General features: G+C 62.6%; 20 protein-coding genes. 13 read left to right on the top strand and 7 right to left on the bottom strand.

The genetic code is table 11. The annotated features are described in order from the left end of the window. Window positions 1-36 precede the first annotated feature (36 nt). Window positions 37-1,215 carry an acyl-CoA dehydrogenase family protein gene (locus tag R4P70_RS11215; protein ID WP_047270836.1) on the top strand — a complete coding sequence of 393 codons (1,179 nt, stop codon included), beginning with the start codon at window positions 37-39 and terminating at the stop codon, window positions 1,213-1,215. Window positions 1,216-1,277: 62 nt separating this feature from the next. Here the strand turns inward: R4P70_RS11215 and R4P70_RS11210 are convergent, their stop codons facing one another. Beyond that, window positions 1,278-2,792: an MFS transporter gene (locus R4P70_RS11210; protein WP_317830950.1), complete on the bottom strand. Its 1,515-nt coding sequence runs from the start codon at window positions 2,790-2,792 to the stop codon at window positions 1,278-1,280. A gap of 464 nt (window positions 2,793-3,256) precedes the next feature. On the opposite strand from R4P70_RS11210, the gene ettA reads away from it, so the two are divergent. The 5 genes from ettA (at window position 3,257) to R4P70_RS11185 (ending at window position 11,402) form a co-directional block, all read left to right on the top strand. Beyond that, on the top strand, window positions 3,257-4,936 hold the full coding sequence (gene ettA, locus R4P70_RS11205) for an energy-dependent translational throttle protein EttA (RefSeq protein ID WP_007730925.1): 1,680 nt from the start codon (window positions 3,257-3,259) through the stop codon (window positions 4,934-4,936). Window positions 4,937-4,940: 4 nt separating this feature from the next. After that, on the top strand, window positions 4,941-5,360 hold the full coding sequence (locus R4P70_RS11200; protein WP_019749099.1) for an acyl-CoA thioesterase: 420 nt from the start codon (window positions 4,941-4,943) through the stop codon (window positions 5,358-5,360). A gap of 99 nt (window positions 5,361-5,459) precedes the next feature. Beyond that, window positions 5,460-10,307, top strand: a complete 4,848-nt coding sequence (locus tag R4P70_RS11195) for an NAD-glutamate dehydrogenase (RefSeq protein WP_317830816.1) — start codon at window positions 5,460-5,462, stop codon at window positions 10,305-10,307. Further along, window positions 10,304-10,723, top strand: a complete 420-nt coding sequence (locus R4P70_RS11190) for a thioesterase family protein (protein WP_317830815.1) — start codon at window positions 10,304-10,306, stop codon at window positions 10,721-10,723. The genes R4P70_RS11195 and R4P70_RS11190 overlap by 4 nt, the downstream gene beginning before the upstream one ends. After that, a complete protein-coding gene (locus R4P70_RS11185; protein ID WP_317830814.1) occupies window positions 10,716-11,402 on the top strand; it encodes a hypothetical protein in 687 nt (228 codons plus the stop codon). Before R4P70_RS11190 ends, R4P70_RS11185 begins: the two co-directional genes overlap by 8 nt. 66 nt (window positions 11,403-11,468) lie before the next feature. On the opposite strand, the gene R4P70_RS11180 is transcribed toward R4P70_RS11185, so the two are convergent. Then, window positions 11,469-13,067 carry a glycoside hydrolase family 13 protein gene (locus R4P70_RS11180; protein ID WP_317830813.1) on the bottom strand — a complete coding sequence of 533 codons (1,599 nt, stop codon included), beginning with the start codon at window positions 13,065-13,067 and terminating at the stop codon, window positions 11,469-11,471. A 106-nt stretch (window positions 13,068-13,173) separates the two neighbouring features. Here R4P70_RS11180 and R4P70_RS11175 point away from each other — a divergent pair, with 106 nt between their 5' ends. Next, a complete protein-coding gene (locus R4P70_RS11175; protein WP_019749095.1) occupies window positions 13,174-13,665 on the top strand; it encodes a cupin domain-containing protein in 492 nt (163 codons plus the stop codon). Window positions 13,666-13,669: 4 nt separating this feature from the next. On the opposite strand, the gene R4P70_RS11170 is transcribed toward R4P70_RS11175, so the two are convergent. Continuing rightward, complete coding sequence (locus R4P70_RS11170; protein WP_003944464.1) at window positions 13,670-14,077, bottom strand: globin; 408 nt, start codon at window positions 14,075-14,077, stop codon at window positions 13,670-13,672. A 182-nt stretch (window positions 14,078-14,259) separates the two neighbouring features. Here R4P70_RS11170 and R4P70_RS11165 point away from each other — a divergent pair, with 182 nt between their 5' ends. From R4P70_RS11165 to R4P70_RS11155, 3 genes are all read left to right on the top strand, one after another. Then, on the top strand, window positions 14,260-14,958 hold the full coding sequence (locus tag R4P70_RS11165) for an HNH endonuclease (RefSeq protein ID WP_020908239.1): 699 nt from the start codon (window positions 14,260-14,262) through the stop codon (window positions 14,956-14,958). Between the two features lie 146 nt (window positions 14,959-15,104). Next, on the top strand, window positions 15,105-15,368 hold the full coding sequence (locus R4P70_RS11160) for a hypothetical protein (RefSeq protein WP_007730943.1): 264 nt from the start codon (window positions 15,105-15,107) through the stop codon (window positions 15,366-15,368). Further along, window positions 15,355-15,834 carry a DUF5130 domain-containing protein gene (locus tag R4P70_RS11155; RefSeq protein ID WP_019749092.1) on the top strand — a complete coding sequence of 160 codons (480 nt, stop codon included), beginning with the start codon at window positions 15,355-15,357 and terminating at the stop codon, window positions 15,832-15,834. Before R4P70_RS11160 ends, R4P70_RS11155 begins: the two co-directional genes overlap by 14 nt. A gap of 71 nt (window positions 15,835-15,905) precedes the next feature. Here R4P70_RS11155 and pepN read toward each other — a convergent pair whose 3' ends face one another. Together pepN and R4P70_RS11145 are read right to left on the bottom strand one after the other, a co-directional pair. After that, entirely contained in the window at window positions 15,906-18,485 is a 2,580-nt protein-coding gene (pepN, locus tag R4P70_RS11150) for an aminopeptidase N (protein ID WP_317830812.1), read from the bottom strand. Window positions 18,486-18,550: 65 nt separating this feature from the next. Then, complete coding sequence (locus tag R4P70_RS11145; protein ID WP_317830811.1) at window positions 18,551-19,786, bottom strand: NAD(P)/FAD-dependent oxidoreductase; 1,236 nt, start codon at window positions 19,784-19,786, stop codon at window positions 18,551-18,553. Window positions 19,787-19,952: 166 nt separating this feature from the next. Here R4P70_RS11145 and R4P70_RS11140 point away from each other — a divergent pair, with 166 nt between their 5' ends. Then, on the top strand, window positions 19,953-20,576 hold the full coding sequence (locus R4P70_RS11140; RefSeq protein ID WP_003944541.1) for a DsbA family protein: 624 nt from the start codon (window positions 19,953-19,955) through the stop codon (window positions 20,574-20,576). Here the strand turns inward: R4P70_RS11140 and R4P70_RS11135 are convergent. Beyond that, window positions 20,564-21,442, bottom strand: coding sequence for a M48 family metallopeptidase (locus R4P70_RS11135; RefSeq protein ID WP_019749089.1), 879 nt, complete (start codon window positions 21,440-21,442; stop codon window positions 20,564-20,566). The genes R4P70_RS11140 and R4P70_RS11135 overlap by 13 nt on opposite strands. Window positions 21,443-21,542: 100 nt before the next feature. Here R4P70_RS11135 and R4P70_RS11130 point away from each other — a divergent pair, with 100 nt between their 5' ends. Then, a complete protein-coding gene (locus R4P70_RS11130; RefSeq protein WP_003944571.1) occupies window positions 21,543-22,016 on the top strand; it encodes a ribose-5-phosphate isomerase in 474 nt (157 codons plus the stop codon). 15 nt (window positions 22,017-22,031) lie between these two features. Further along, window positions 22,032-22,829 carry an Fpg/Nei family DNA glycosylase gene (locus R4P70_RS11125; RefSeq protein ID WP_151530988.1) on the top strand — a complete coding sequence of 266 codons (798 nt, stop codon included), beginning with the start codon at window positions 22,032-22,034 and terminating at the stop codon, window positions 22,827-22,829. Here R4P70_RS11125 and R4P70_RS11120 read toward each other — a convergent pair. Next, window positions 22,826-23,620, bottom strand: a complete 795-nt coding sequence (locus R4P70_RS11120; RefSeq protein WP_044480384.1) for a hypothetical protein — start codon at window positions 23,618-23,620, stop codon at window positions 22,826-22,828. The two genes, R4P70_RS11125 and R4P70_RS11120, sit on opposite strands and share 4 nt — an antisense overlap. Between the last annotated feature and the right edge of the window lie 60 nt (window positions 23,621-23,680).

The raw sequence follows: 23,680 nt of genomic DNA, 5'->3' as shown, positions 1-23,680 counted from the left end.
TGAAGGTTGGCGGGCTATCAATGGAGGCGGAAGATCATGGGTCAGGTTCTGGACAACATCTCACAGTTCGCCGACGAGATCCGCGCCGACGGAGTCGAGGGCGACAAGCTGATGCGCTTGACGGACGGCAGCGCGAAGCGCCTGCGCGACGCTGGGGTCATCCGGATGTTGCAGCCGAAGGAATTCGGAGGCCTCGAGGCACATCCGCGTGAATTCGCCGAGACGGCAATGGCTATCGGCGCGATGGACGGTGCTACGGGTTGGGTCAGCGGCATCGTCGGTGTTCATCCGTGGGAGCTTGCGTTCTTCGACCGCAAGGCTCAGGAAGAGGTGTGGGGAACCGATCCTGATACGTGGATGGCGTCGCCGTATGCGCCGATGGGTGTGGCGAGGCCGGTCGAGGGTGGGTACATCCTCAACGGTCGCTGGTCGTTTTCCTCCGGTACCGATCATTGTGACTGGATCATGATCGGCGCGATGGTCGGTGACGAGTCCGGCAAGCCGTTGATGCCGCCGAAGCACCTGCACGTACTGCTGCCGCGCTCCGATTACGACATCGACCAGGACAGCTGGAATGTCGTGGGGCTGCGCGGAACCGGGTCGAAGGACCTGATCGTCAAGGACGCGTTTCTGCCCACCTACCGCACGATCGACGCCGGAAAGGTGTACGACGGGACGGCGTGGAAGGAAGCGGGCCGTACGGAGACGTTGTACAAGTTCCCGTTCTCCTGCATTTTCCCGTTGGGGATCACTTCGTCGTTGATCGGTATTGCTGAGGGTGCGTTGGCGTGCAACATGGCGGCGCAGCGTGAGCGTGTGACGGTCAGTGGTGTTCCGATCAAGGAAGATCCGTACGTGCTGTTCGCGATCGGTGAGGCGGCGGCCGAGATCGCTGCTTCTCGGGCTGCGATCTTGGAGACGGTGGATCGTTTCTGGGACATGACCGAGAAGGGGCAGGAAGTTTCGTTCGAGCTGCGTGCGATCGGTCGGCGTACGCAGACTGCTGCTGCGTGGCGTGCGGTGCGGGCGGTGGACGAGATCTTTGCTCGTTCCGGTGGTGGCGCGTTGCAGTTGAACACGCCGATGCAGCGGTTCTGGCGTGACGCTCATGCCGGTCTCGCGCACGCGATCCACGTACCCGGTTCCATTTTCCACGCGTCGACGCTCTCGCAGCTCGGTGGCGAACCGCAGGGCATCCACCGGGCAATGATCTGAATCAGCTCGATCGGACCAGCGCGGCCGGGTCACTTCGTGGCACGGCCGCACTGGTCTTGTTGTCAGTTGGTGGCTACGACGTCGGATCGATTCGGATTCGATTCAGTCGGCTTGCGCAATCGTTCAATTGACCTTGGAAGCATGAACGCGACAACGACGCCGAGAGTGGTGGCTGCAGCACCTATCATGAATGCCATCTGGAATCCGGTATCAGTATAGAAGACAACGCCTTTCGTTACTTCGGGGGAGAGTGGCGCAATGTATGCGACATTCATGACGCTGAACGCGACGACGGGAAGCACTGCCGGAAATACGCTCTGAAACACTCCCACGATGCTTGCTGTAGTCGCCTGGAGTTCCGCTGGCACAGCTTCTATCAAGAGATTTGGAATAGACGCATAGGCGAGGCCCATTCCGCACCCGAACAGTGCGGCGAAAAAAACGAGCAGAATTCTGTTGTCGTGTACGAGTGACGTCAGGACAAATCCGAGTGTCATTGCCGACAATCCTGCGATGAGAAGTCCTCGAGGGCGTACCCCTCTGCTGACGAGTAGTCCGACGACAATGCCCCCGATTACCACCATGCCGCCGATAGGCGCCTGAAACACAGCGAAACCCTCTGCGGTAACCCCGAATCCGTAGCCCAGCCCCAAGGTCGCGGGTGTCATGGCCAGCATTGGGAGCAGGATCGAGTACAAGCCGGCAGCGGCATAGGTGAAACCGGCGCCGACGGCGGTGAGAAGTACCGGTCGATTGCCGAGAACATGCAGGTCGATCAGCGGATCCTGGACAAGGCGTGCGGAGATGAGCCACGCTCCCAACAGAATGATTCCACCGGCCAAGTAGCCGACGGTCGAGATATGTGTCCATCCGTTCGAGGGGCCGATGCTCACCGCAATCAAGACACCGGCAATTCCGGCGCCGAGAAGGGCGGCGCCGAGCAGGTCGAGCGTGGAACGCAACCGAACCGACGATTCGGAAGTAGTTGCAGCGATCATGCCGAGCAGAAGGACCAGAACGATCACGAAGAACCAGAAGATGCTTCGGAAGCCGTAATGATCGATCAACCATCCGGTGAGAAATGGCGCAGGTATGGCGATCAATCCCATTCCGCTCGTAGCAATACTCACCGCTAGCGCCACTTTCTTCGGTGGGAATACATCTCGTATGAGTGAGTAACTCAGGAAGAGGCAGGGAATGAGCAGGCCCGATACAGATCGTCCGACGAGCATCACCGTGTAACTGTCGGCGACGGCGCAGATGAATGCACCCACCGCTGCGATCGTCACGCACGCCAAGAGGAGTCTGCGCTTGCCGTACATGTCGGCGAGCTTCCCGACGAGAGGTGCCGTGATGGCTCCGACGAGGAGGAACGCGGTCAGGAGCCAGGCCCCTTGAGTGGTTCGGTAGTGCGCTGCAATCGAAGGAATCGCCATCGAAATCATCAGGTAGCTGATGGTGAGCGTCTCGAGAAGGAGCACCAGAGCCGCAAGGGAGAGGACGAGGCGAGGCGTCCACCGTTGAGAGGTTGGAGGACTGTCAGTGGATGAGTCCGGTGGATCGGTTGGGCACGGCATAGAGGTCATTGGGGCGGTCCTTCCGGAGTGCGCGGACACAGTTCTCGGGGTGCGAGGTCGACTTCGGTCCGGCGAGCAATGAGCTGAGGTGCGGACGACGCGATCCCTGCCGTCCGTGTAAGTCACATCACAGTTCGCCTAGGGTCTTGTTCGCCATGGCGTTTTCCATCTGTTGGGAGAAAGCTTCTGTCTACGTGCCCAATTCGAAAGTTCCAGCGAGATATCGAATCTCTGTCGAAGCGCACCACGGGGCTCGAGCGCACCCGGGAGAGACCCTGATCGGAAAGTGCGTACCTCGGATGGTGCGGATCCCTGGGACAGCGCTCCCATCGCAGAACTCGTGGGTCTCGAGAAGCCTGTCGGTGAATCTGGTCGATGACCTCGGACTGTCCGCAGAACCCGGATCGGAGTGAGCGCCAACGCGCAATGTGGGTTATAGGACAAACACCGATAGGCTGGCGGTCATGGCTGAGTTCATTTACACGATGAAGAAGGTGCGCAAGGCGCACGGTGACAAGGTCATCCTCGATGACGTCACGATGAGCTTTTACCCCGGCGCGAAGATCGGTGTCGTCGGACCGAACGGCGCTGGTAAATCCAGCATCCTCAAGATCATGGCCGGACTGGACCAGCCGGGCAACGGCGAGGCATTCCTGGCTCCGGGCGCGACCGTCGGCATCCTCATGCAGGAGCCGGAGCTCGACGAGACCAAGACGGTTCGCGAGAACGTCGAGGACGGTCTCGGAGAGACGATGGTCCAGCTCAAGCGGTACAACGAGATCGCCGAGCTGATGGCCACGGATTACTCCGACGAGCTCATGGAAGAGATGGGCGAGCTGCAGGAGAAGCTCGATCACGCAGACGCGTGGGAGATCGACTCGCAGCTCGAGCAGGCTATGGACGCCCTGCGCTGCCCCCCGCCGGAAGAGATGGTCACCCACCTCTCCGGTGGTGAGAAGCGACGCGTTGCGCTCTGCAAGCTGCTGCTGAGCAAGCCCGACCTCCTGCTCCTCGATGAGCCCACCAACCACCTCGACGCCGAATCTGTCCTGTGGCTCGAGCAGCACCTCGCTGCTTACCCCGGCGCAATCCTCGCCGTGACCCACGATCGTTACTTCCTCGATCACGTCGCGCAGTGGATCTGTGAAGTCGACCGCGGACGCCTGTACCCGTACGAGGGCAACTACTCCACCTACCTGGAGCAGAAGGCTGCACGCCTCGAAGTTGCCGGCAAGAAGGATCAGAAGCTGCAGAAGCGCCTCAAGGACGAGCTCGCATGGGTTCGTTCCGGCGCCAAGGCCCGCCAGGCCAAGAACAAGGCTCGTCTCGATCGCTACGAGGAAATGGCGAACGAAGCCGAGAAGACCCGCAAACTCGACTTCGACGAGATCCAGATCCCGGCACCGCCGCGCCTGGGTGACGTGGTCGTGGAGGTGTCGAACCTCGACAAGGGCTTCGACGGCCGCGTGCTGATCAAGGATCTTTCGTTCACGTTGCCGCGCAACGGAATTGTCGGCGTCATCGGCCCCAACGGCGTCGGTAAGACGACGCTGTTCAAGACCATCGTCGGTCTCGAGGAGCCTGACGCCGGTGAGGTCAAGATCGGTCAGACGGTCAAGCTGAGCTACGTCGACCAGAACCGTTCCGGAATCGACCCCAAGAAGACGGTCTGGGAGACCGTGTCCGACGGGCTCGATTTCATCGTCGTCGGCCAGACCGAGTTCCCCTCGCGCGCGTACATCAGCTCGTTCGGTTTCAAGGGCCACGATCAGCAGAAGCCGGCCGGCGTCCTCTCAGGTGGTGAGCGCAACCGCCTGAACCTGGCGATGACGCTCAAGCAGGGCGGCAACCTGATCCTGCTCGATGAGCCCACCAACGACCTCGACGTCGAAACCCTCGGCTCGCTGGAGAACGCTCTCGAAGAGTTCCCCGGCTGCGCCGTCGTGATCTCGCACGATCGCTGGTTCCTGGACCGGACCTGTACCCACATCCTCGCGTGGGAAGGTGGCTTCGGCGACAACGAGGCAGCTTGGTACTGGTACGAGGGCAACTTCGAGGGCTACGAGGCGAACAAGGTCGAGCGACTCGGCCCCGACGCCGCACGCCCGCACCGCGTGACTCACCGCAAGCTCACCAGGGACTGATCCGGTGTCCGACGTATACACAGCGCAGATCCAGGTCCGGTGGGGCGATTCCGACCGGTTGGGTCACGTCAACAACACGCGTTACGTCGAGTACATGCAGGAAGCTCGCATCCAGTTCCTGGAAGCGAAACTGGCGCCGCTCGGCGGCCGGCCGGGATACCTCGTGGTTCGAAAGATGACCATCGAGTTCCTCAAGCCGGTCACCGATCGGTCCGGTCCCTTGAACGTGGAGATCTTCACGACTCACGTCGGGACTTCCTCGTTCACGGTTCGGCACGTCATCCGTGACAACGCGGGTGTCGAATGCGCCTTCGGCGACGCGTTGATGGTTGGATTCGACACCGTGTCCGAAAAGTCCAGACCGCTGGCGGACAGCGAACGTGCGGTGCTCGAAGCATCGCTTGTTCAGATGACGACATCGTAGATTTCGTTTCTCAGTTCACCCTAGGTACTGGTTGCCGCGGCTAGTCTCGAGTCAGAGATTGGTCGCGGCGATCAGAACCCACAAGGATGTGAGCCAGGAATGACAGACCGTGTACGGCAGCAGGGCACAGGCCTCGACGAAGCGACGTTGTTGACGCGTCTTCGCGAGGCCTTTTTCACGCACATCGACGAGGGTGACAGCGACGACGTCATCAACGGTCGATCGGATCGAGTCCTGCTCGCGCATCTCGCGCTCGGGAGGCAGCGGACGCCAGGCACGGCCGTATGGCGTGTGTACCGCCCGTCAGGATCCGAGGGTCTCGGCGCTGCTGTCCAGATCGTCACCGACGACATGTCGTTGCTCGTCGAGTCCGTTACCGCGATGCTCAACCGACAAGGCGTGGGAATCAGTCAATTCGCCCATCCGATCCTGACGGTTGAACGCGACAACGCGGGCAATCTGATTTCCTTGGGCGACAGCGGTATCCAAGAATCCTGGATGCACGTCCAGTTGGACTCCGAAGTCGAGGATTCCGATCTCGACGCGATCGAAGCCCACCTCGGCAAAGTGCTCGCGGACGTCCGCCAGGTGGTTGGTGACACCCCGGACATGAAGGCACTGCAACTGCGCGTTGCCGACGAGTTGGAGAGTGCTGCAGAAACTGCCTCCGGGAGGATCACCCCCGAAGAATTCTCCGATACCGCTCGGCTGCTCCGGTGGATGGCGGACGGAAACTACGCCGTACTCGGATACCGGCGATTCGAGGGCACGAAGGACGGCTCACGCACGGTCGCCGGCAGCGGGCTCGGCGTGCTGCGCTCCGACGCGGTCACCGAAGGCCCGATGAGTTTGCCTCCAGTTGCAGATCTCCCGGATCGACCGCTTCTGGTCCTGACGCAGGGATCGTTCCCCGCCACGGTGCACCGCGCTGTCTACCCGTACTTCGTGGGTGTCTCGATCCTCGACGACGAGGGAAACATCGTGGGGGAGCACAGATTCCTGGGTGTGTTCACCGTGGTCGCACTCCACGAGAACGTCCTCGCGATTCCTCTGATCGAGCGACGCGTCCGCGAAGTCATCGCGCGTGCCGGTGTCGACCTGCATTCGTACTCCGGGCAGGCGATGCTCGAGGTCATCCAGTCCTTCCCGCGCACCGAGTTGTTCTCGAGCGATGCCGAGACCTTGTTCGAGACCGTCCACGCCGTGCACAGCATCGGGCTGCGTCGACAGGTGCGACTCTTTGTCCGCGAGGACACGTTCGGACGGTTCGTATCCTGCTTGGTGTATCTGCCTCGCGACCGGTATACGACGCGGGTGCGACTGTCGATGCAAAACCTGTTGTGGCGCGAATTCGGCCCAGGCACAGTTGATTACACCGCCCGGGTTACCGAGAACGATCTTGCGCTGTTGCACGTGACGATCCGGCGCGATCCGGACAGTGAGCCGGTTCACCTGGATGTCTCCGAGGCCAACCGCGAGCGAGTTCAGGCCCTGCTGACCGAAGTCAGTCGTAGCTGGGACGACCGCATCAACGACCTTGTTCGCGACATTCCAGGTGTGGATCCGGAACTGGTGCAACGGTATTCGCGGGTACTTCCCGATGGATACAAGGAGGACTTCGAACCGTCACGCGCGTTGGCCGACATCGCCAGACTCGAGGCGTTGGCGCCAGGCGCGATCGACGTACTGCTCTATCGCGCCGTGGACTCCGCGCCCGGTGCCTGGCGCTTCACGCTCTTCGTCGGCGGCGACGGTATCTCGTTGAGCCAGGTGCTACCGGTGCTGCAGTCACTCGGCGTCGAAGTTCTCGACGAGCGACCGCACGTCGTGCAGCGACTCGACGGCGTTCAGTGCTGGATCTACGATTTCGGGTTGTCGGTACCGGCGGATCTTCGGGCGTCGGTCGAGATCGACCTCGATGCGCAGGTGCCACTCGAGACCAGTACCGCCCCGCTGACCGAGGTCCAGAAGCGATTCACGGCTGCATTCGGTGCAGTCTGGTTCGGCCGGGCAGAAGCTGACCGATTCAACGAGTTGGTGCTGCGGGCCGGAATGTCCTGGCGGCAAGCCGTGGTGCTGCGTGCTTACGCAAAGTATTTGCGCCAGGCCACATTTCCGTACAGTCAGTTCCACATCGAAGGAATCGCGCTAACGCACCCGCAGACCGCGTTTGCATTGGTGCAGTTGTTCGAGGCGATGTTCGACCCCGAGAAACAAGACGACATCCGCGTCGCTGAATTGGACGAGCAGTTGCGTGCGTCCATCGACGAGGTACTCAGCTTGGATGCCGATCGCATTCTGCGTGGAATGTTCTCCTTGGTGAAGGCGACCTTGCGTACCAATTTCTACGTCGTCGACGCCGATGGCCGCTCTCGCGACTACCTGTCGGTCAAGCTCGATCCCTCGCGGATCAGCGAGCTGCCCAAGCCGCGGCCGGCTTTCGAGATCTACGTGTACTCACCCGAGGTCGAAGGCGTCCACCTGCGATTCGGCGCAGTCGCGCGCGGCGGGCTCCGCTGGTCCGACCGGCGCGAGGATTTCCGCACCGAGGTGCTCGGCTTGGTGAAGGCTCAGGCCGTCAAGAACGCGGTGATCGTGCCGGTCGGCGCCAAGGGCGGCTTCGTCGTGAAGAATCCGCCTCTGCCGACGGGTGATCCGGCCGCTGATCGAACGGCGACGCTGGAAACCGGCAAAGCCTGCTACACCACGTTCATCTCCGGATTGCTCGACATCACCGACAACGTGCACGCGGCCACCGGCGAAGTTGTGACGCCGGATCGAGTGGTGCGCAAGGACGATCAGGATCGCTACCTGGTGGTCGCCGCGGACAAGGGCACGGCGACGTTCTCGGATCTCGCGAATTCGGTTGCCGCCAAGTACGACTTCTGGCTCGGCGACGCGTTTGCCTCCGGTGGCTCCGTGGGATACGACCACAAGGGCATGGGAATCACCGCTCGCGGCGCCTGGGAAAGCGTCAAGCGGCACTTCCGCGAACTCGGGGTCGACACGCAGACGCAGGATTTCACGACGGTAGGCGTCGGCGACATGAGCGGAGACGTGTTCGGCAACGGAATGCTCCTCAGTCGGCACATTCGTCTGGTGGGCGCTTTCGACCATCGACACATCTTCCTCGATCCGAACCCGGATGCAGCGAGCTCGTTCGTCGAACGTCAACGACTTTTCGAGTTGCCACGGTCGTCATGGGCCGACTACGACAAGAGCCTGATCAGTGAAGGTGGCGGCGTCTGGGACCGCACGGTCAAGTCGGTTCCGATCGCCGAAAGCGTCAGGATCGCACTGGGTCTGGCCGAGGGGGTCACGAAGCTCTCGCCGCCGGAATTGATGCAGGCGATTCTGTCGGCACCGGTGGATCTGCTGTGGAACGGCGGAATCGGTACATACGTCAAGGCTTCGACCGAGACGAACGCGCAGGTCGGAGACAAGAGCAACGACGCGGTGCGAGTCGACGGTCAAGACCTGCGGGTCAAGGTGATCGGTGAGGGCGGCAACCTCGGCGTGACTGCTCTGGGACGAATCGAGTTCAGCGCCAACGGTGGTCACATCAACACCGACGCCATCGACAACTCGGCCGGGGTCGACTGCTCCGATCACGAAGTGAACATCAAGATCCTTCTCGATTCGCTCGTGCGTTCGCAGTTGCTGCCGACGCAAGAACGGAATCCGTTGCTGGCGTTGATGACCGACGACGTGGCGGCGCTGGTGTTGGCGGACAACATCGCCCAGAATGCGCTGCTCGGAATCTCCCGCGTGACGGCGCCGCAGATGCTCGGTGTTCACCGCCGTCAGTTGACGGATCTGACCAAGGCACGTGGCCTTGACCGCAAGCTCGAGGCGTTGCCGACCGACAAGGAGATCGAGCGTCGACTCGAGGCCGGTGTGGGTCTGACGTCGCCGGAATTGGCGACGCTGACGGCGCACGTGAAGCTTTCACTCAAGGACGATCTGCTCGCAACCGAGTTGCCGGACAACGATTTCTTCGCCCAGCAGATCCCGCAGTACTTCCCGACCGCTGTTCGCGATCGGTTCGAAACGGAGATCAAGGCACACCCGTTGCGGCGGCAGATCGTCGCGACGATGCTCGTGAACGAAGTGATCGACAACGGCGGAATCACGTACGCCTACCGCTTGGCCGAGGAGACCGGAGCGAGCAGTACCGACTCGATCCGTGCCTACGCCGCTGTGCGAGAGGTCTTTGCGCTCGACGAGGTGTGGTCGCGAATCCGCTCGGCCGGCGTCAGTGCAGAGATCGAAAACGAGCTGATCGTGGAGTCCTGCCGCTTGCTCGACCGCGCGTCGCGGTGGTTCCTGGCCAATCGGCCCCAGCCGATCGCGGTCGGCGCCGAAGTTGCGCGCTACTCGGCGGCGTATCGGGCGACGGCGCCGCTGGTTCCGGGGCTGCTCGCCGGCCACCAGCTCGACGATCTGCTCGTGCGCGCTCAATCCGTGATCGATCGCGGGGCTCCGGAAGCGTTGGCGCTGGACGTGTTCCGACTGCTCGACGTCTACTGCCTGCTCGACATCGCGGATATCGCCGACATCGCCGATCACGACATCACCGAAGTCGCGGAGCTGTATTACGCCTTGGATGCGCATCTGGGAATCGACTGGTTGCTGAGCGCCGTTTCGGGACTCGAGCGCGGGGATCGCTGGCACTCGCTTGCTCGGCTTGCGTTGCGAGACGACCTCTACAGTTCGCTTCGGCAGCTGACGATGGAGGTTCTGGCCGGCGGCGAGCCGGGGGAGTCACCGCAGGAGAAGATCGACGAATGGGAATCGACCAACGCCTCGCGGCTGAGCCGAGCGAGGGCAGCTCTCGTCGAGATCTTCGAGTCTGGGACGCTTGACCTCGCGACGCTCTCGGTGGCGGCGCGTCAGGTTCGTAGCATGGTGCGCAGCATGGGCACCCGATCGGAGGTAGGACGTTGAGCGAAGGATTCCACGCCGAAGTTGTGGTTCGGTGGTCCGACATGGATGCCTTCCAGCACATCAACCACGCACGGATGGTGACGTTGCTCGAAGAGGCGCGGATTCCTTGGTTGTTCGAAGACTCGCGCCCGACGGTCACCCTGCGTGACGGGGCTGTGATTGCCGATCTCCATGTGCGGTACCGCGGGCAACTGCGGCACGACGATTCACCGCTCGATGTCTTCATGTGGGTGGAAAAGGTTCGCGCGGTGGACTTCACCATCGCGTACGAGGTTCGCCCCCGCGGCGCCGATCTCAGCGTCCCGCCGTCCATCGTGGCATCGACTCAGATCGCGGCCTTCGATATCGACACTCAACGTCTGCGCCGCCTCAGCGGGCCCGAGCGGGAGTACTTGGAGAGCTGGCAACGTGTATGAACGTGTCCTGACCGTGCCCGAGGAGGCCGAGCGAAAGAACTTGGCCGGCTTCATCGGTCACGCCTTGCGTTTGGACGAGTCCGCGGTCATCCGAATGCGCCGACGCGGCGATGCGCACCTGAGCGTCTGGGCGTCAACGGGTTTCGACGCTCTGGCGACGCGAACCGTGGCGGGCACCATCAACCCTGACGACACGTCGGCTGCCGGCGATCAGTTGCTCTCGGCGGTGGAGCAGGCAACAGGTGAGCTGATCGATCCGGGGTTCGCCATGGATTCGGCATGGCGTGGGGCGTTGCCGCCGATGGACGGCTTCGAGCACCTGGACGACGTACCCGCCCGGGTGCTGATCGAACTGGCGCAGCGGGGCAACGCCTTGGCGCTCGAGCATGGAAGTAGTCACGGGCCGCCGGCGTCGTTGCTCGATCAGGACGTGCTCGAGGTCAGTGGTCCGTCAGGCACGGTCGGGATCTCGATGCGAGTTGTTTTTGCCTTGACCGCAATGGGATTCGTTCCGCACGCCGGATCCGAAGCGATGACTGCGGACATCGATCTCGAACAGATCGACGCGTCGGAACTGGTTCGGGTGCGGGCGAGTCGATCGTGGGTGCGCCTCGATGCACGGTTTGGTTCGATCTACCGTCACCGCGGTGGTTCGATACCGCTGATGGTTGCGCGGTAGGAGTTCAGGCGACGGCCACCACCAGCGCGATGGGGCCGCCGCCTGACGACGTGCGAGAGTGTTCGGTCAGATCAGCCACGCCGCAGCGTTGACGGGCAACTGACCGTCGACGAGTGGTGCGCTGCTCAACAGCAGCTGCCCGCTCGGCAGTGCGATCGGCACCTCCGTGGTGTTGAGAGCACAGATCAGACCGCCGCGTCGACGGAAAGCGAGGCAGCCGGGGGGACTGCCGTACCAATCGATGTCGGTGCCGGAAAACTCCGGCCTGGCGCTACGAAGTTCGAGGGCGGCGCGATACAGCGAGAGCATCGAGTCGACGTCCTCGATCTGAGCCTCCACGGTGAGCGTCGACCACTCGGCCGGCATCGGCAGCCAGGTGCGCGCACCGGTGGTGAATCCGAAAGGCGGCTCGGTTCCTTCCCAGGGAAGGGGCACTCGGCAGCCGTCGCGTCCTCGCTCGGCATGTCCGGATCGTTCCCAGACCGGGTCCTGTAGTGCATCGTCGGGCAGGTCGACGTTCGGCAGGCCGAGTTCGGCTCCGTTGTAGATGAAGCTCGCGCCCGGAAGCGCCAACTCGACGAGGATCATCGCCCGTGCGCGTTGCGTTCCGATCTCGCCCCCGCCGTAGCGCGTGACTTCACGTTCGACGTCGTGATTCGACAGTGTCCACGTGGGCACACCCCCGACCTCGGCGACGGCCGCGAGGGAGTTCTCCACGGCCTCTCGGACGGACTCGGCGGAGAATTCGGTTTCTGCAAGCCGGAAGTTGAATCCGAGATGCAGTTCGTCTGGCCGGATGTATTCGCCGAACTTCTGGTTGTCCTTCACCCAGATCTCGCCGACGGTCATCGCCTCCGGGAACTCGTCCATGACCTTGCGGATGCCGCGGTGGATTTCGTGAACTGCCGGATTGTTGAACCGCGGGTCGTCGTCGGAATTGCGCATGAGCTCGTTGAGCTCCCAGTCGTGGTCCGGCAAACCGTCGGGCTTGGCCATTCCGTGGGCCACGTCGATGCGGAATCCGTCGATTCCGCGTTCGAGCCAGAAGCGCAGAGTCTTGGCGAGGTCGTCGAAGACCTCGGGGTTGTCCCAGTTCAGGTCCGGCTGTTCCTTGGCGAAGATGTGCAGGTACCACTGGCCGGGTGTTCCGTCGGCTTCGGTGACGCGGGTCCATGCCGGGCCGCCGAAGATGCTCGGCCAGTTGTTCGGCGGTTCGTTGCCTTTTTCACCTTTGCCGTCTCGGAAGATGTAGCGGGATCGCTCCGCAGAACCGGGCGCCGACGCCAGGGCTGCCTTGAACCACTCGTGCTGATCACTCGTGTGGTTCGGGACCAGGTCCATGGTGACCTTGATTCCGCGCTCGTGGGCTGACGTGATCAGCGAATCCATCGTCGCCAGATCACCGAACAGGGGATCGATGTCGCGAGGATCCGAGACGTCGTAGCCGTGGTCTGCCATTGGTGACTTCATCACCGGGCTCAACCAGATCGCGTCGATGCCGAGCAGTTCGAGGTAGCCGAGTTTCTCCTCGACTCCGCCGAGGTCGCCGATACCGTCACTGCCCGAATCGGCAAAGGAACGCGGATAGATCTGATAGAAGACCGCCTCGTTCCACCACGGGGCTTCGGGCCGGCTTACAGAGGACGAATCCGCGGGGGTGCTCACAGCAGTTCATAGTGCCAAACGTCTGGCACTCTCACGACTTGGACACGGCAAAAGCGTGACTCTTTACCTAGCCTTGGTGTACTTTGCATTTACGCGGTGACTCCATGTGGCAACTTTGGTGTTACTGCCGGGGGAGAAGTATCGAGAATTCAACCAAGGGGGCTTGGCCTTGACTTTGTCGGCAATCGAAGCGGTCAGTTTGGATCACGTACTGCTCGACGATGATCCGATCAACCGTGACTGGATAATCTTCGGCACACCGGTTGCACGGTCGGCGCAATGGTCGGCGAGTAAAGACGGGACCACGACTACGCACGTCTGGGATTGCACGAAGGGGCGCTTCCGCTGGTACTTCCATGCGGACGAAATCGTGCACATCATCGAAGGGTCGGTCACCGTTCAGGGCGACGGAATCGCGAAACGAACCCTGGGCGTCGGCGATGCCGCACTCTTCCGGGCGGGCAGCTGGTCGGAGTGGGAGGTCGAAGAGTACGTGCGCAAGCACGCAATCTTGAGTTCTCCGCTACATCCCACGGTGTCGTTCGGGGTACGAGCGGCCCGCCGGATCGCGCGTGTGTTCAGGCCGAAGGCGAAGTAAACGGTCAGATGGCGGAGTTCACCATGGACGCAGCAGCCATCTCCATGTAGTCGATCAACTGCTTGCGGTGCACCGGGCTCAGGGTCTTCTCGTCGATGGACGCGATGGCGACGTGCATGCACCGAAGCCACGCATCACGCTCGATCGGGCCGATCACGAAAGGATTGTGGCGCATCCGCAGACGCGGGTGCCCACGCTCCTCCGAGTACGTGTGCGGCCCGCCCCAGTACTGCTCGAGGAACATCCGCATCCGCCGCTCGGCCGGACCGAGATCGGCCTCGGGGTAGAGCGGGCGCACAACCTCGTCCTTCGCGACTTCTTCGTAGAATCGCGCGGTGAGCTTGTGAAACGTCTCGGCTCCGCCGACGGCGTCGTAGAAGGTCTGCTGCACGTCGTGCTGTACGTCATTCATGGCAAGTTCCATTGTGCCTGACGGCCGTAGTGGTCGGTTTCCGGGTCGACGACGGTTGCATCGGGTCGGAATGCGTACCCATTCACCGGAAATTCACCGGCCGTCCTGGCAATTTTGTTCGAAATGGGAGTGCGTAACGCGATCATCCGTGGTCAACTTGGGGGCAGTCTCCCGGAGGTCGTATGAAGAACCGACATGCTGCACGCAATCACCGACAACTCCAGCCCACTAGCGCGCGGAACGACCACGCGTTAGGGGCTGTTCTGGAAGTTGTTCCTGACGGGTTCGCGCACACTGCTGACCCACTCTTTTCCGAAGAGCATTCTCACCTCGAGATGTTCCCTCCCGATCGCGTTGTGCCCGAGTGGGTAAAACGTCGGGTGCTACTGCTCAACGTCACGTACGAACCGCTGACCGCCCTTCCTGCCAGGCGCGCGGTCGTACTGATGGCCTGCGGCAAGGCCGATACCGTCCACGAGGACGAACAGGGCCCGGTAGTCCATTCTGCGGACTGGTCGGTGCAGGTTCCCTCGGTCATTCGATTGCGCACCTACGTGCGCGTTCCGTATCGCGCCCGCATCCCCATGACCCGTGCCGCACTGATGCATCGTGACCACTTCCGATGTGCGTACTGCGGAGCCAAAGCCGAAACCATCGACCACGTCGTTCCTCGCAGCCGAGGTGGCGGGCATTCGTGGGAGAACTGCGTCGCGTGCTGTGCCCCCTGCAATCACCGCAAGGCCGACAAGATGCTCAGCGAACTCGGATGGACTCTCCGTGCGGAATTGGTTCCCCCGTCCGGTCCGCATTGGCGTCTGCTCGCGGCGACCAAGGAATTGCATCCGGCGTGGATGCCGTATCTCGGCGTGGGCGCAGCCTGAGCTATGTGTCGGCGTGGGCGCAGCCTGAGCTATGTGTCGGCGTGGGCGCAGCCTGAGCGGCGTTCTGTCGTCGCCGAAACGAAATTGCCCGAGAATTTGTGGCCCTGACGCTTTCCTTCCTGGCGTTCTGGGCTACGTTATCTGGTGTGAGCATTCTCGAGGTAGTACTGATATACGTTGGGATTCCGGCCTTGATCACCGCGTTCTTCGCGGCTGCGTCCTTCCTCGGGAAGAAGACGCCGGGACCGGTTCCGCCGGCGTTCCATCTCGGTGAGTCGTGGGATCACGCTCCCGTGCTGTGGAGTGCTGTCGACGAAGTCACCGTTCGCGGTGGCCATCACGGCAGTGCACACGCAATCGAAGCCGGTTCGGCTGATCTGATCGGAGGGTCCGCAAGTGGCAAGTGGTGATCATTCGACCGCGCTCGCAGTAGCGCCCGAGGACCTGCCCGTCGGCAGCGTCGTCACGTCCAGCGGACGCGTTTCCGGTGTGCACCGCATCGGCGAGCCGTTCACCGACGATCTTCCGTTCGAGACCATGGATCTGGTCGCGCTCGACGTCGCGATGACCGAAGCGACGCGGGCCACCAAGGTGCGATTCAACGCCTACATCGGTGATCTCGGTTCTGATCCGGCAGCGGGTGCCGACGCACTGTTCCCGACCACGCCCGAAGCCGAGCGTTCCGTGCTGATCGCCGTCTCGCCCAACCAGCGCACCGTCGAGGTACGCAGCGGGCGGGCAATCGCCGATCGGGTCACTGATCGCGTTACCCAACTCGGAGCAACGGCAGCTGTTGCATCCTTCAGTGAAGGCAACCTTATCGACGGACTGATCAGTGCCATCCGCGTTATGGCAGCCGCAATTTCAGCGCCGTAACTGTTTGTCAGACACAGGCCGGTGCCCGCGTCGATTCGTGAGAATCGACGCGGGCACCGGCCTTTCGCATGTCAGCTCGCGTCGAACTTTCGTGCTGCCAGTGAACGAACCACACCAGCCTGGCCTTCGACGACCAGACGACGTAACGCGGGAGGGATGTCGCCTTCGAGGAATCGGTCTGCCGCCGCGACGGATTCTGCGGAGATCGACCACGCCGGGTAGAGCCCGATGACGACGGTCTGTGCCACTTCGCTCGAGCGTCGTTCCCACACCGCCGCGATGTCGGCGAAGTAGCGGGAGACGAAGGGTTCGAGCAATTCGTCCTGGCCTTCGCGAGCGAACCCGCCGATGATCGATCGTGCGGTGATGTTGGGCACCGAGTCGTCGCCGACGACCTTCGCCCAGACCTCTTCCTTGACAGCGGCCTGCGGACGTCCGGCCGCGGCCGCCGCGGCTTGACGAGCGCCCGCAGCGGTCGGGTCACGCTGGGCTTCGGCGTCGATGAACGGAGTCGCGGTTCCTTCGGCGTCGATCTCACCGGCAGCTGCCAGTGCCCCGACGATGCGCCAGCGCAGGTCCGTGTCGACGATCAGGCCGTCGAGCCCAACGGTGGAGGGATCGGCGTCGAGCAATTCGCGCAGTACCTCGGTGTGCCACGGGGAGAGTGCTGCACCGGTGAGTGCGTTGACGAATGCCAGCTGGTGGTCGGACCCGGCCTCTGCCTCACGTGCGAGTTCGAGCAACCGATTGGCGAAGCTCGCCGCGCCTTCGGCCTCGGCCCAGGCCGGATCTGCGTAGGAGCCGATGGCGGTTTGGGCTTGGAGCAAGAGACGTTGCACCACACCGACTTCGGTCTCCGAACTGATACCGCGCTCGACCAGTGCGACGAAGTCGCGTGCCTTCAGTTCGGCCTGACGGGTCATTTCCCACGCCGCCGACCAGACCAGGGTGCGGGGGAGTGAGTCGATGATGTCGCCGACCCGCTCGATCGCCGTCGCCAACGATTCGGGATCGAGTCGCACGGAGCCGTAGGTGAGATCGTCGTCGTTGACCAACACGAGTGCACCGCGGGCGACGCCGACAAGTTCGGGGACATCCGTGCTTTCCACGGCATCGAGGTCGAGTTCGGCGCGATGGCTTCGTACCAACTTGCCGTCGACGTCGTCGTAGATGCCGATGGCGATCCGGTGGATTCGCCGCTCGCCGGCGCCTGGTGCAGCACCGTCCTGCCGGACGGCGAAGCGGGTGAACTTTCCGTCTGCGTCGACATCGAAGTCGGGGCGCAGGATGTTCAAACCGGTGGTCTTGAGCCACTGTCGACCCCAGTCGGAAAGGTCACGGCCCGAGGACTTTTCGAGTGAGCCCAGCAGATCGTCGAATGTTGCGTTTCCGAATGCATGCTCACGGAAGTACTCACGCAGTCCGGCGAGGAACGGCTCGAGTCCGACGTATGCGACCAACTGCTTGAGGACGCTGGCGCCCTTCGCGTAGGTGATGCCGTCGAAGTTGACCTCGACGGCAGCCAGGTCCGGAATGTCCGCGGCAATCGGGTGCGTCGACGGCAACTGATCCTGGCGGTATGCCCACGACTTCTCGACGTTGGCGAACGTCGTCCAGGCGTTCGTGTACTCCGTGGCCTCGGTCTGGCACAGGACCGAAGCGAAGGTCGCGAACGACTCGTTGAGCCACAGGTCGTCCCACCACGCCATCGTGACGAGGTCGCCGAACCACATGTGCGCCATTTCGTGCAGCACCGTTTCGGCACGACGCTCGTAGGAGTAGCGGGTCACCTTGGACCGGAAGACGTAGTCTTCGAGGAACGTCACGGCGCCGGCATTCTCCATCGCACCCGCATTGAATTCGGGGACGAAGAGCTGGTCGTACTTGCCGAAGGCATAGGGAACACCGAAGTTGCGGTGGTAGAAGTCGAATCCCTGCTTGGTCTCGGTGAAAAGCCGCTCTTCGTCCATGAACTCGGCCAGCGAAGCGCGGCAGAAGATTCCGAGCGGGATGTCGCCGTGCTCGTCGGAGTAGTTGTCGGTCCACTGCGCGTAGGGACCGGCGATGAGCGCCACCAGGTACGTGCTCATCTTCGGGGTGGTCCGGAAAACGTGCTTGCCGGGATCGGCGGCAAGGGTCTCGACGACCGCGGAGTTGGAGATGACCTTCCACGACGTGGGAGCGGTGACGCGGACGTCGAACGTGGCCTTCAGGTCGGGCTGATCGAAGCACGCGAACATGCGCTTGGCGTCAGCCGTCTCGAACTGTGAGTAGAGGTAGACGGCGTCATCGGTCGGGTCGACGAATCGGTGCAGCCCCTCGCCGGTGTGGGAGTAGATGCAATCGGCCTCGATGACCAACTCGTTGTCGGCAGCGAGGTCGGGAAGGCTGATGCCCGTCGACTCGTCGTAGTCGGAGACGTCGAGTGCGGTGCCGTTGAGGACCGCCGAATGGACTCGGGCCGCGACGATGTCGATGAAGCTGCTTGCTCCGGCCGTAGCCGTGAACGTGACGGTGGTCCTCGAGGAGAACGTCTCCTCGCCGGGTGCGTCGTTGCCGTCGGTGAGATCGAGTTCGATCAGGTAGTTCTCGACGGTCAGGATTGCTGACCGTTGCGCTGCGGTTTCGCGTGTCAGGTTCGGTGCGACCACAAAGATCTCCTCGTAGATGGTGCGGATCTATTACGTCCATCCCATCACGAAGAGAACGGCTTTACTCAAGCGGACACTTCTGCCAGCGGAATCTCCGGATCGGCCAGCCGCTCCGGATCGACAGGACGCGAAGAGGCGACCAATTCCTTGATGGCGTCACCGGCATCCCAGATGTTCACGTTCATGCCGGCGAGCACCTTGTTCGCGGAATCGAGCCAGAATGCCAGGAACTCGCGCTTGTCGACGTCGCCGCGCGTGACGAGACGGGAGTAGCCGCCGTGCGGTGCGTGACCCACGTATTCCATCCCGAGGTCGTACTGATCGGTGAAGAAGTACGGCATGCGCACGTACTCGGCGGGCCGACCCAACATGGTGTCTGCGGCGGTCTCGGGTTGGTTGAGTGCGTTTGCCCAGTGCTCCACCCGAATTCGTGCATTCAGAATCGGATGCTGTGCGGCCGCGATGTCGCCTACTGCAACGACGTCGGGGTCGCTGCTCTGCAGACCGGCGTCGACGAGAACTCCGTTGTCGACGTCGATACCCGCCTCCGACGCCAACTCGGTGTTCGGCAACGCGCCGACAGCAATCAACACGGCGTCGGCCGGAATCACGGTGCCGTCGCTCAAAGTGACGCCGGCGGCGTGATCGCCGTCGACAGAGATTGCGCTGACGTCCGTGCCAGTGCGCAAGTCGACGCCGTTCTGGCGGTGCAGAGCGGCGAAGACCTCACCCATTTCCGGGCCCAGGGTCGATTCGAGCGGAAGGCCGGCATGCTCGAGCACGGTGACGTCGACGTCGAAACCGCGAGCCGACGCGGCAATTTCGAGACCGATCCAGCCGGCACCGATCACGACGAGCTTCTTGTCGGCGGCCAGGGTGCGCAGTAGCGCAGCGGCTTGATCGACTGTTCGCACGTAGTGAACGCCCTCGGCGTCGGACCCCGGGATGTCGAGGCGCCGCGAACGTGAGCCGGTGGCCAAGGCGAGCTTGTCGTAGCTGATCGTGGAACCGTCCGGAAGTGACACGGTGTGCGCAGCGGGGTCGATGGCCGTTGCCGTCGTTCCCGGACGAAGATCGATGTGATGGTCGCGGAACCACTCGCCGTCGTGGACGGTGAATTCGGGGAGTGTCTTCTTGCCTGCGAAGAACTCTTTCGACAGCGGCGGCCGCTCGTACGGAAGGTGGTCTTCTTCGCTCAATACGGTGATCTCACCGTCGAAATCTCTGTCACGCAGGGCTTCTGCGATCTTTGCGCCCGCGAGCCCGCCGCCGACGATCACGAATCTCCGGTTGGTGCTCATCACTGAACCACTCCTTCGTACTCGTTTCTTTTCGACACTACTGCGATCGGAAGGTGGTTCGGGGGAAAGCGCGGGAAGGATTACGGGTTCATGATTGTTGGCAGAACGGGAGTATGTCCCCGAACTGACAGAACCTGACCGACAAGAACTGATAGGGAGTTTCTTCGTGAGCGCAACCTCGAGTAAGACCACGGACACTGCTGACTTCTGGTTCGACCCGCTCTGCCCGTGGTGCTGGATCACCTCGCGCTGGATTCTCGAGGCCCAGCAGGTACGCGACATCGAGGCCAAGTTCCACGTGATGAGCCTTGCGGTTCTCAACGAGGGCCGCGACCTCCCCGACGAGTACCGCGAGATGATGACCAAGGCCTGGGGCCCGGTCCGCGTCGCTATCGCTGCAGCGCAGCTGAAGGGTGACGAGATCCTGCTGCCGCTGTACACGGCCATGGGTACGAAGATCCACAACGAGGGCAACAAGGACTTCGCCGACGTCATCAAGTCGTCGCTCGCCGAGGTCGGACTGCCGCCCGAACTGGCCGAGGCTGCCGACACCGACAAGTACGACGAGGCACTGCGTGAGAGCCACCACAAGGGCATGGACGCCGTCGGACCCGACGTCGGAACCCCGACGATCCATGTCAACGGCGTGGCGTTCTTCGGTCCCGTGCTGTCACGTATCCCGCGCGGCGAGGATGCAGGCAAGGTGTGGGACGGCGCCGTCGCACTGGCCGGCTACCCGCACTTCTTCGAGCTCAAGCGGACCCGCAACGAGGATCCTCAGTTCGACTGAGCGGTAGTGAGCGCCGGATTTCGGTAGAGCTGACCGGGCCGGAAGAACAGATGCCCTGAGTGCGTGCGGTTGCGAAGCGCGGCCGCACGCCAGGTCAGCACCGGATGCGACGACAAGATGTTGACGAACCACGGGAAGAAACCGGATTCGAGTGTCGCGCGATCGGCGAGTTCGTCGAACCCGACCAGACCCACGAGATACTTTCCGGCGCCGAGGACACCCATGGCGCCCGGTGCGCCCTGTGGGCGCATGTGAAAACCGAAGTTGTCTGCCGTGTACTCCATGGAACGCGACAGCGAAGACCCGATCACCGGAATGTAGTTCGACGCGAACTGTCCCCACTGGCGCCAGTACGACGCATGCCCAGCAGCGATGTGGCCGACCTCGTGACCGATGATGAATGCGAGCGCATCGGGCTCGCGGGCCTGCCCACCGACCTCGAACAGGTCGCTGTAGACGACGACGAAACGCCGAAATCCGTGCCCTGACGCAAATGCGTTGATCCGTCCGTTCCCCAGTACGACGTAGGCATCCGGCGGAGTTTTCATGCCGAACCGTGCCGCGGCCTCGGCAACCAGCAGATACCCTTCCGGAAATTGCGAAGGCGTCATCTTGATTCCGTTGACCTGCTGCGATCCGTACAGCTGACCTCGCGCGAGGAACAGCAGGATCGGAGCCGCGAGCACCACGAGGATCCACGTCGACAGATCACCCGCAGCGATCAGAACGATCGCCACCACATAGGTGACGACTGTCGTCAGAACGGCGAGCACGAGTAGCGGGATTTCCCACGGGTGGCGAACCGCGTCACTGCCTGGTGACACACGAACGGCGGGTGCAGCGGCCTGGCCGTTGACGGGGTACATGGGCACCACGATAGGTGCGCTCGCGCGGCGATGCGTGTTCCTGAAAGTGTGACGTCGACCCGGGTGCGCCCGGCTGGTCGGGCCTGAGAGAATTGTCGCCATGCGCGTATACCTGGGTGCCGACCATGCCGGATTCGAACGTAAGAACGAGATCATCGAACACCTGAAAGCGAACGGCCACGAGGCTATCGACTGTGGTGCTCACGAGTACGACGCCGTGGACGACTACCCGGCATTCTGCATCGAAGCCGCAAAGCGTGTCGTTGCCGACGAGGGCAGCCTGGGAATCGTCCTGGGTGGCAGTGGCAACGGTGAGCAGATCGCCGCGAACAAGGTTCCCGGCGCACGGTGCGCTCTCGCTTGGAGCGTCGAAACGGCGAAGCTGGCCCGCGAGCACAACAACGCTCAGCTGATCGGCATCGGTGGACGTATGCATTCCCTCGAGGAATCGCTCGCCATCGTCGACGCTTTCCTCGCCACCGCATGGTCGGGTGAAGAGCGTCATCAGCGTCGTATCGACATCTTGTCCGAGTACGAGAAGACCGGCGTCGCACCGGCTCTGCCACAAGCCTGATCCGAAAGTTGTTCCGTGCCTGAAGGTCATACCCTGCATCGACTGGCACGGTTGCATGCCCGCAAGTTCGTCGGTTCACCGGTCCGCGTCCTCAGCCCGCAAGGCAGATTCGCCGAGGACGCGCGTCTGGTGGACGGACACGTACTCACGTCCTCGGATGCCTGGGGGAAGCACCTCTGGCACACCTATGACAACGGATTGACAGTTCACGTACACCTCGGGCTGTACGGAAAGTTCACCGACTCCGCCCTGCCGATGGAAGAACCGGTAGGCCAGGTCCGGATGCGAATGGTCGGTGCCGATTTCGGCACCGACCTTCGTGGTCCCACCGCCTGCGAAGTCCTACTGCCGCCTCAGGTCGCCGCGATCGAGGCCAGACTCGGGCCGGACCCACTGCGCCGCGGCGCGGATCCACACCAGGCATGGGTGCGAATCTCCAAGTCCAAGAAGGCGATCGGCGCGCTGCTCATGGATCAAGCGGTCCTGGCGGGTGTCGGCAACGTCTATCGCGCCGAACTTCTCTTTCGTCACGGAATCAGCCCTGAACGACCGGGGAATCTCATCTCTCACGACGAATGGACTGCCATGTGGACAGATCTTGTCGAATTGATGAAGGTTGGTGTCAGGCGCGGGAAGATGCACGTCGTTCGCGCCGAGCACGACAACGGTGATCCGGCGTACGCGAAGGATCGTCCGCGGACTTACGTTTACCGAAGAGCAGGATCGCCGTGCCGCGTGTGCGGCACACCGATCCTGCATTCCGTCATGGAGGCGCGAAACCTGTTCTGGTGCCCGGTGTGCCAGTCGGTTTAGAAGTCGAAGCCGCCGAAGTCTCCGCCGCCGAAATCGCCGCCTCCGAAGTCCCCGTAGTCGCTGCCTCCACCGTCTGCGGTGAAATCGGTGTTGTCGACACTTCCTTGTTCCGCGCCGGAGTCACCGGCGTCCATACCCTGATCTCCCGAGTCGCCCTGATCTCCCGAGTCACCCTGGTCTCCCGAGTCGCCGGCTCCCGTATCGCCACCCTGCGCGAAAGCTTCTGCGCCGTAAGGAACCCCGGCCATGCCGGAGAACATGGTCGAGAACAGCATCATCGAACCCAGACCCCAGGCGCCGGCGACGAGGGCAGGCTTCCACCAGGGTTCGGAGTACCAGCCGGCCGGGACCGGGCGTCCGGCGACTCGGCCACCGGGGTAGTAGTTGGGTGTGTGCGACGACGGATTGGGTGATGCCGCGACCTTGCGGCCCTCGAATTCGACCTCACGGTCTTCGGTGACCGAACCCGCAGCCTTCTGTCCGTCGATGGAAGGAACTTCCGGTCCCGGATCCATGCCCATTGCCACCCGCGCCGCGCGGATGTAGTAAAGCCCTTCCAGCGCAGTCTGTTTCGCGAGACGTGCCTGCACCGGCGTTGCGGCCTGATCGATCTGCGAGCCTGCGGCGTTGTACCGTTCGGCCGCGTCGGCGAGGGCTTGGCGCGACGCGTCGTCACTGCCGGTCAGGTTGTAGACCTGACCGCCGAGGCGTTCGATCGCCTGCCTGGCATCGGCTTTCGCGTCGTCGAGTTGTGTTGCGCTGTGGCCGGAACCGCGTTGCTGGCTTTTCATGACCAGAAATACGACTACGGCCAGAACGACGAGTATGAGAAGAATCGTGGTCACGAGTGG

Source organism: Rhodococcus sp. IEGM 1241 (assembly GCF_033142365.1).
GTDB classification, from domain to species: Bacteria; Actinomycetota; Actinomycetes; order Mycobacteriales; family Mycobacteriaceae; genus Rhodococcus_F; species Rhodococcus_F erythropolis.
Note: the sequence above shows the minus strand (reverse complement) of the source record. Positions and strands in the feature narration are given on the sequence as shown.

Coding starts and splice junctions, on each gene's coding strand:
- R4P70_RS11215 (WP_047270836.1), top strand. CDS start 37: ATGGGTCAGGTTCTGGACAACATCTCACAGTTCGCCGACGAGATCCGC.
- R4P70_RS11210 (WP_317830950.1), bottom strand. CDS start 2,792: ATGCCGTGCCCAACCGATCCACCGGACTCATCCACTGACAGTCCTCCA.
- ettA (WP_007730925.1), top strand. CDS start 3,257: ATGGCTGAGTTCATTTACACGATGAAGAAGGTGCGCAAGGCGCACGGT.
- R4P70_RS11195 (WP_317830816.1), top strand. CDS start 5,460: ATGACAGACCGTGTACGGCAGCAGGGCACAGGCCTCGACGAAGCGACG.
- R4P70_RS11170 (WP_003944464.1), bottom strand. CDS start 14,077: ATGAATGACGTACAGCACGACGTGCAGCAGACCTTCTACGACGCCGTC.
- R4P70_RS11165 (WP_020908239.1), top strand. CDS start 14,260: ATGAAGAACCGACATGCTGCACGCAATCACCGACAACTCCAGCCCACT.
- R4P70_RS11145 (WP_317830811.1), bottom strand. CDS start 19,786: ATGAGCACCAACCGGAGATTCGTGATCGTCGGCGGCGGGCTCGCGGGC.
- R4P70_RS11135 (WP_019749089.1), bottom strand. CDS start 21,442: ATGTACCCCGTCAACGGCCAGGCCGCTGCACCCGCCGTTCGTGTGTCA.
- R4P70_RS11130 (WP_003944571.1), top strand. CDS start 21,543: ATGCGCGTATACCTGGGTGCCGACCATGCCGGATTCGAACGTAAGAAC.
- R4P70_RS11120 (WP_044480384.1), bottom strand. CDS start 23,620: ATGAAAAGCCAGCAACGCGGTTCCGGCCACAGCGCAACACAACTCGAC.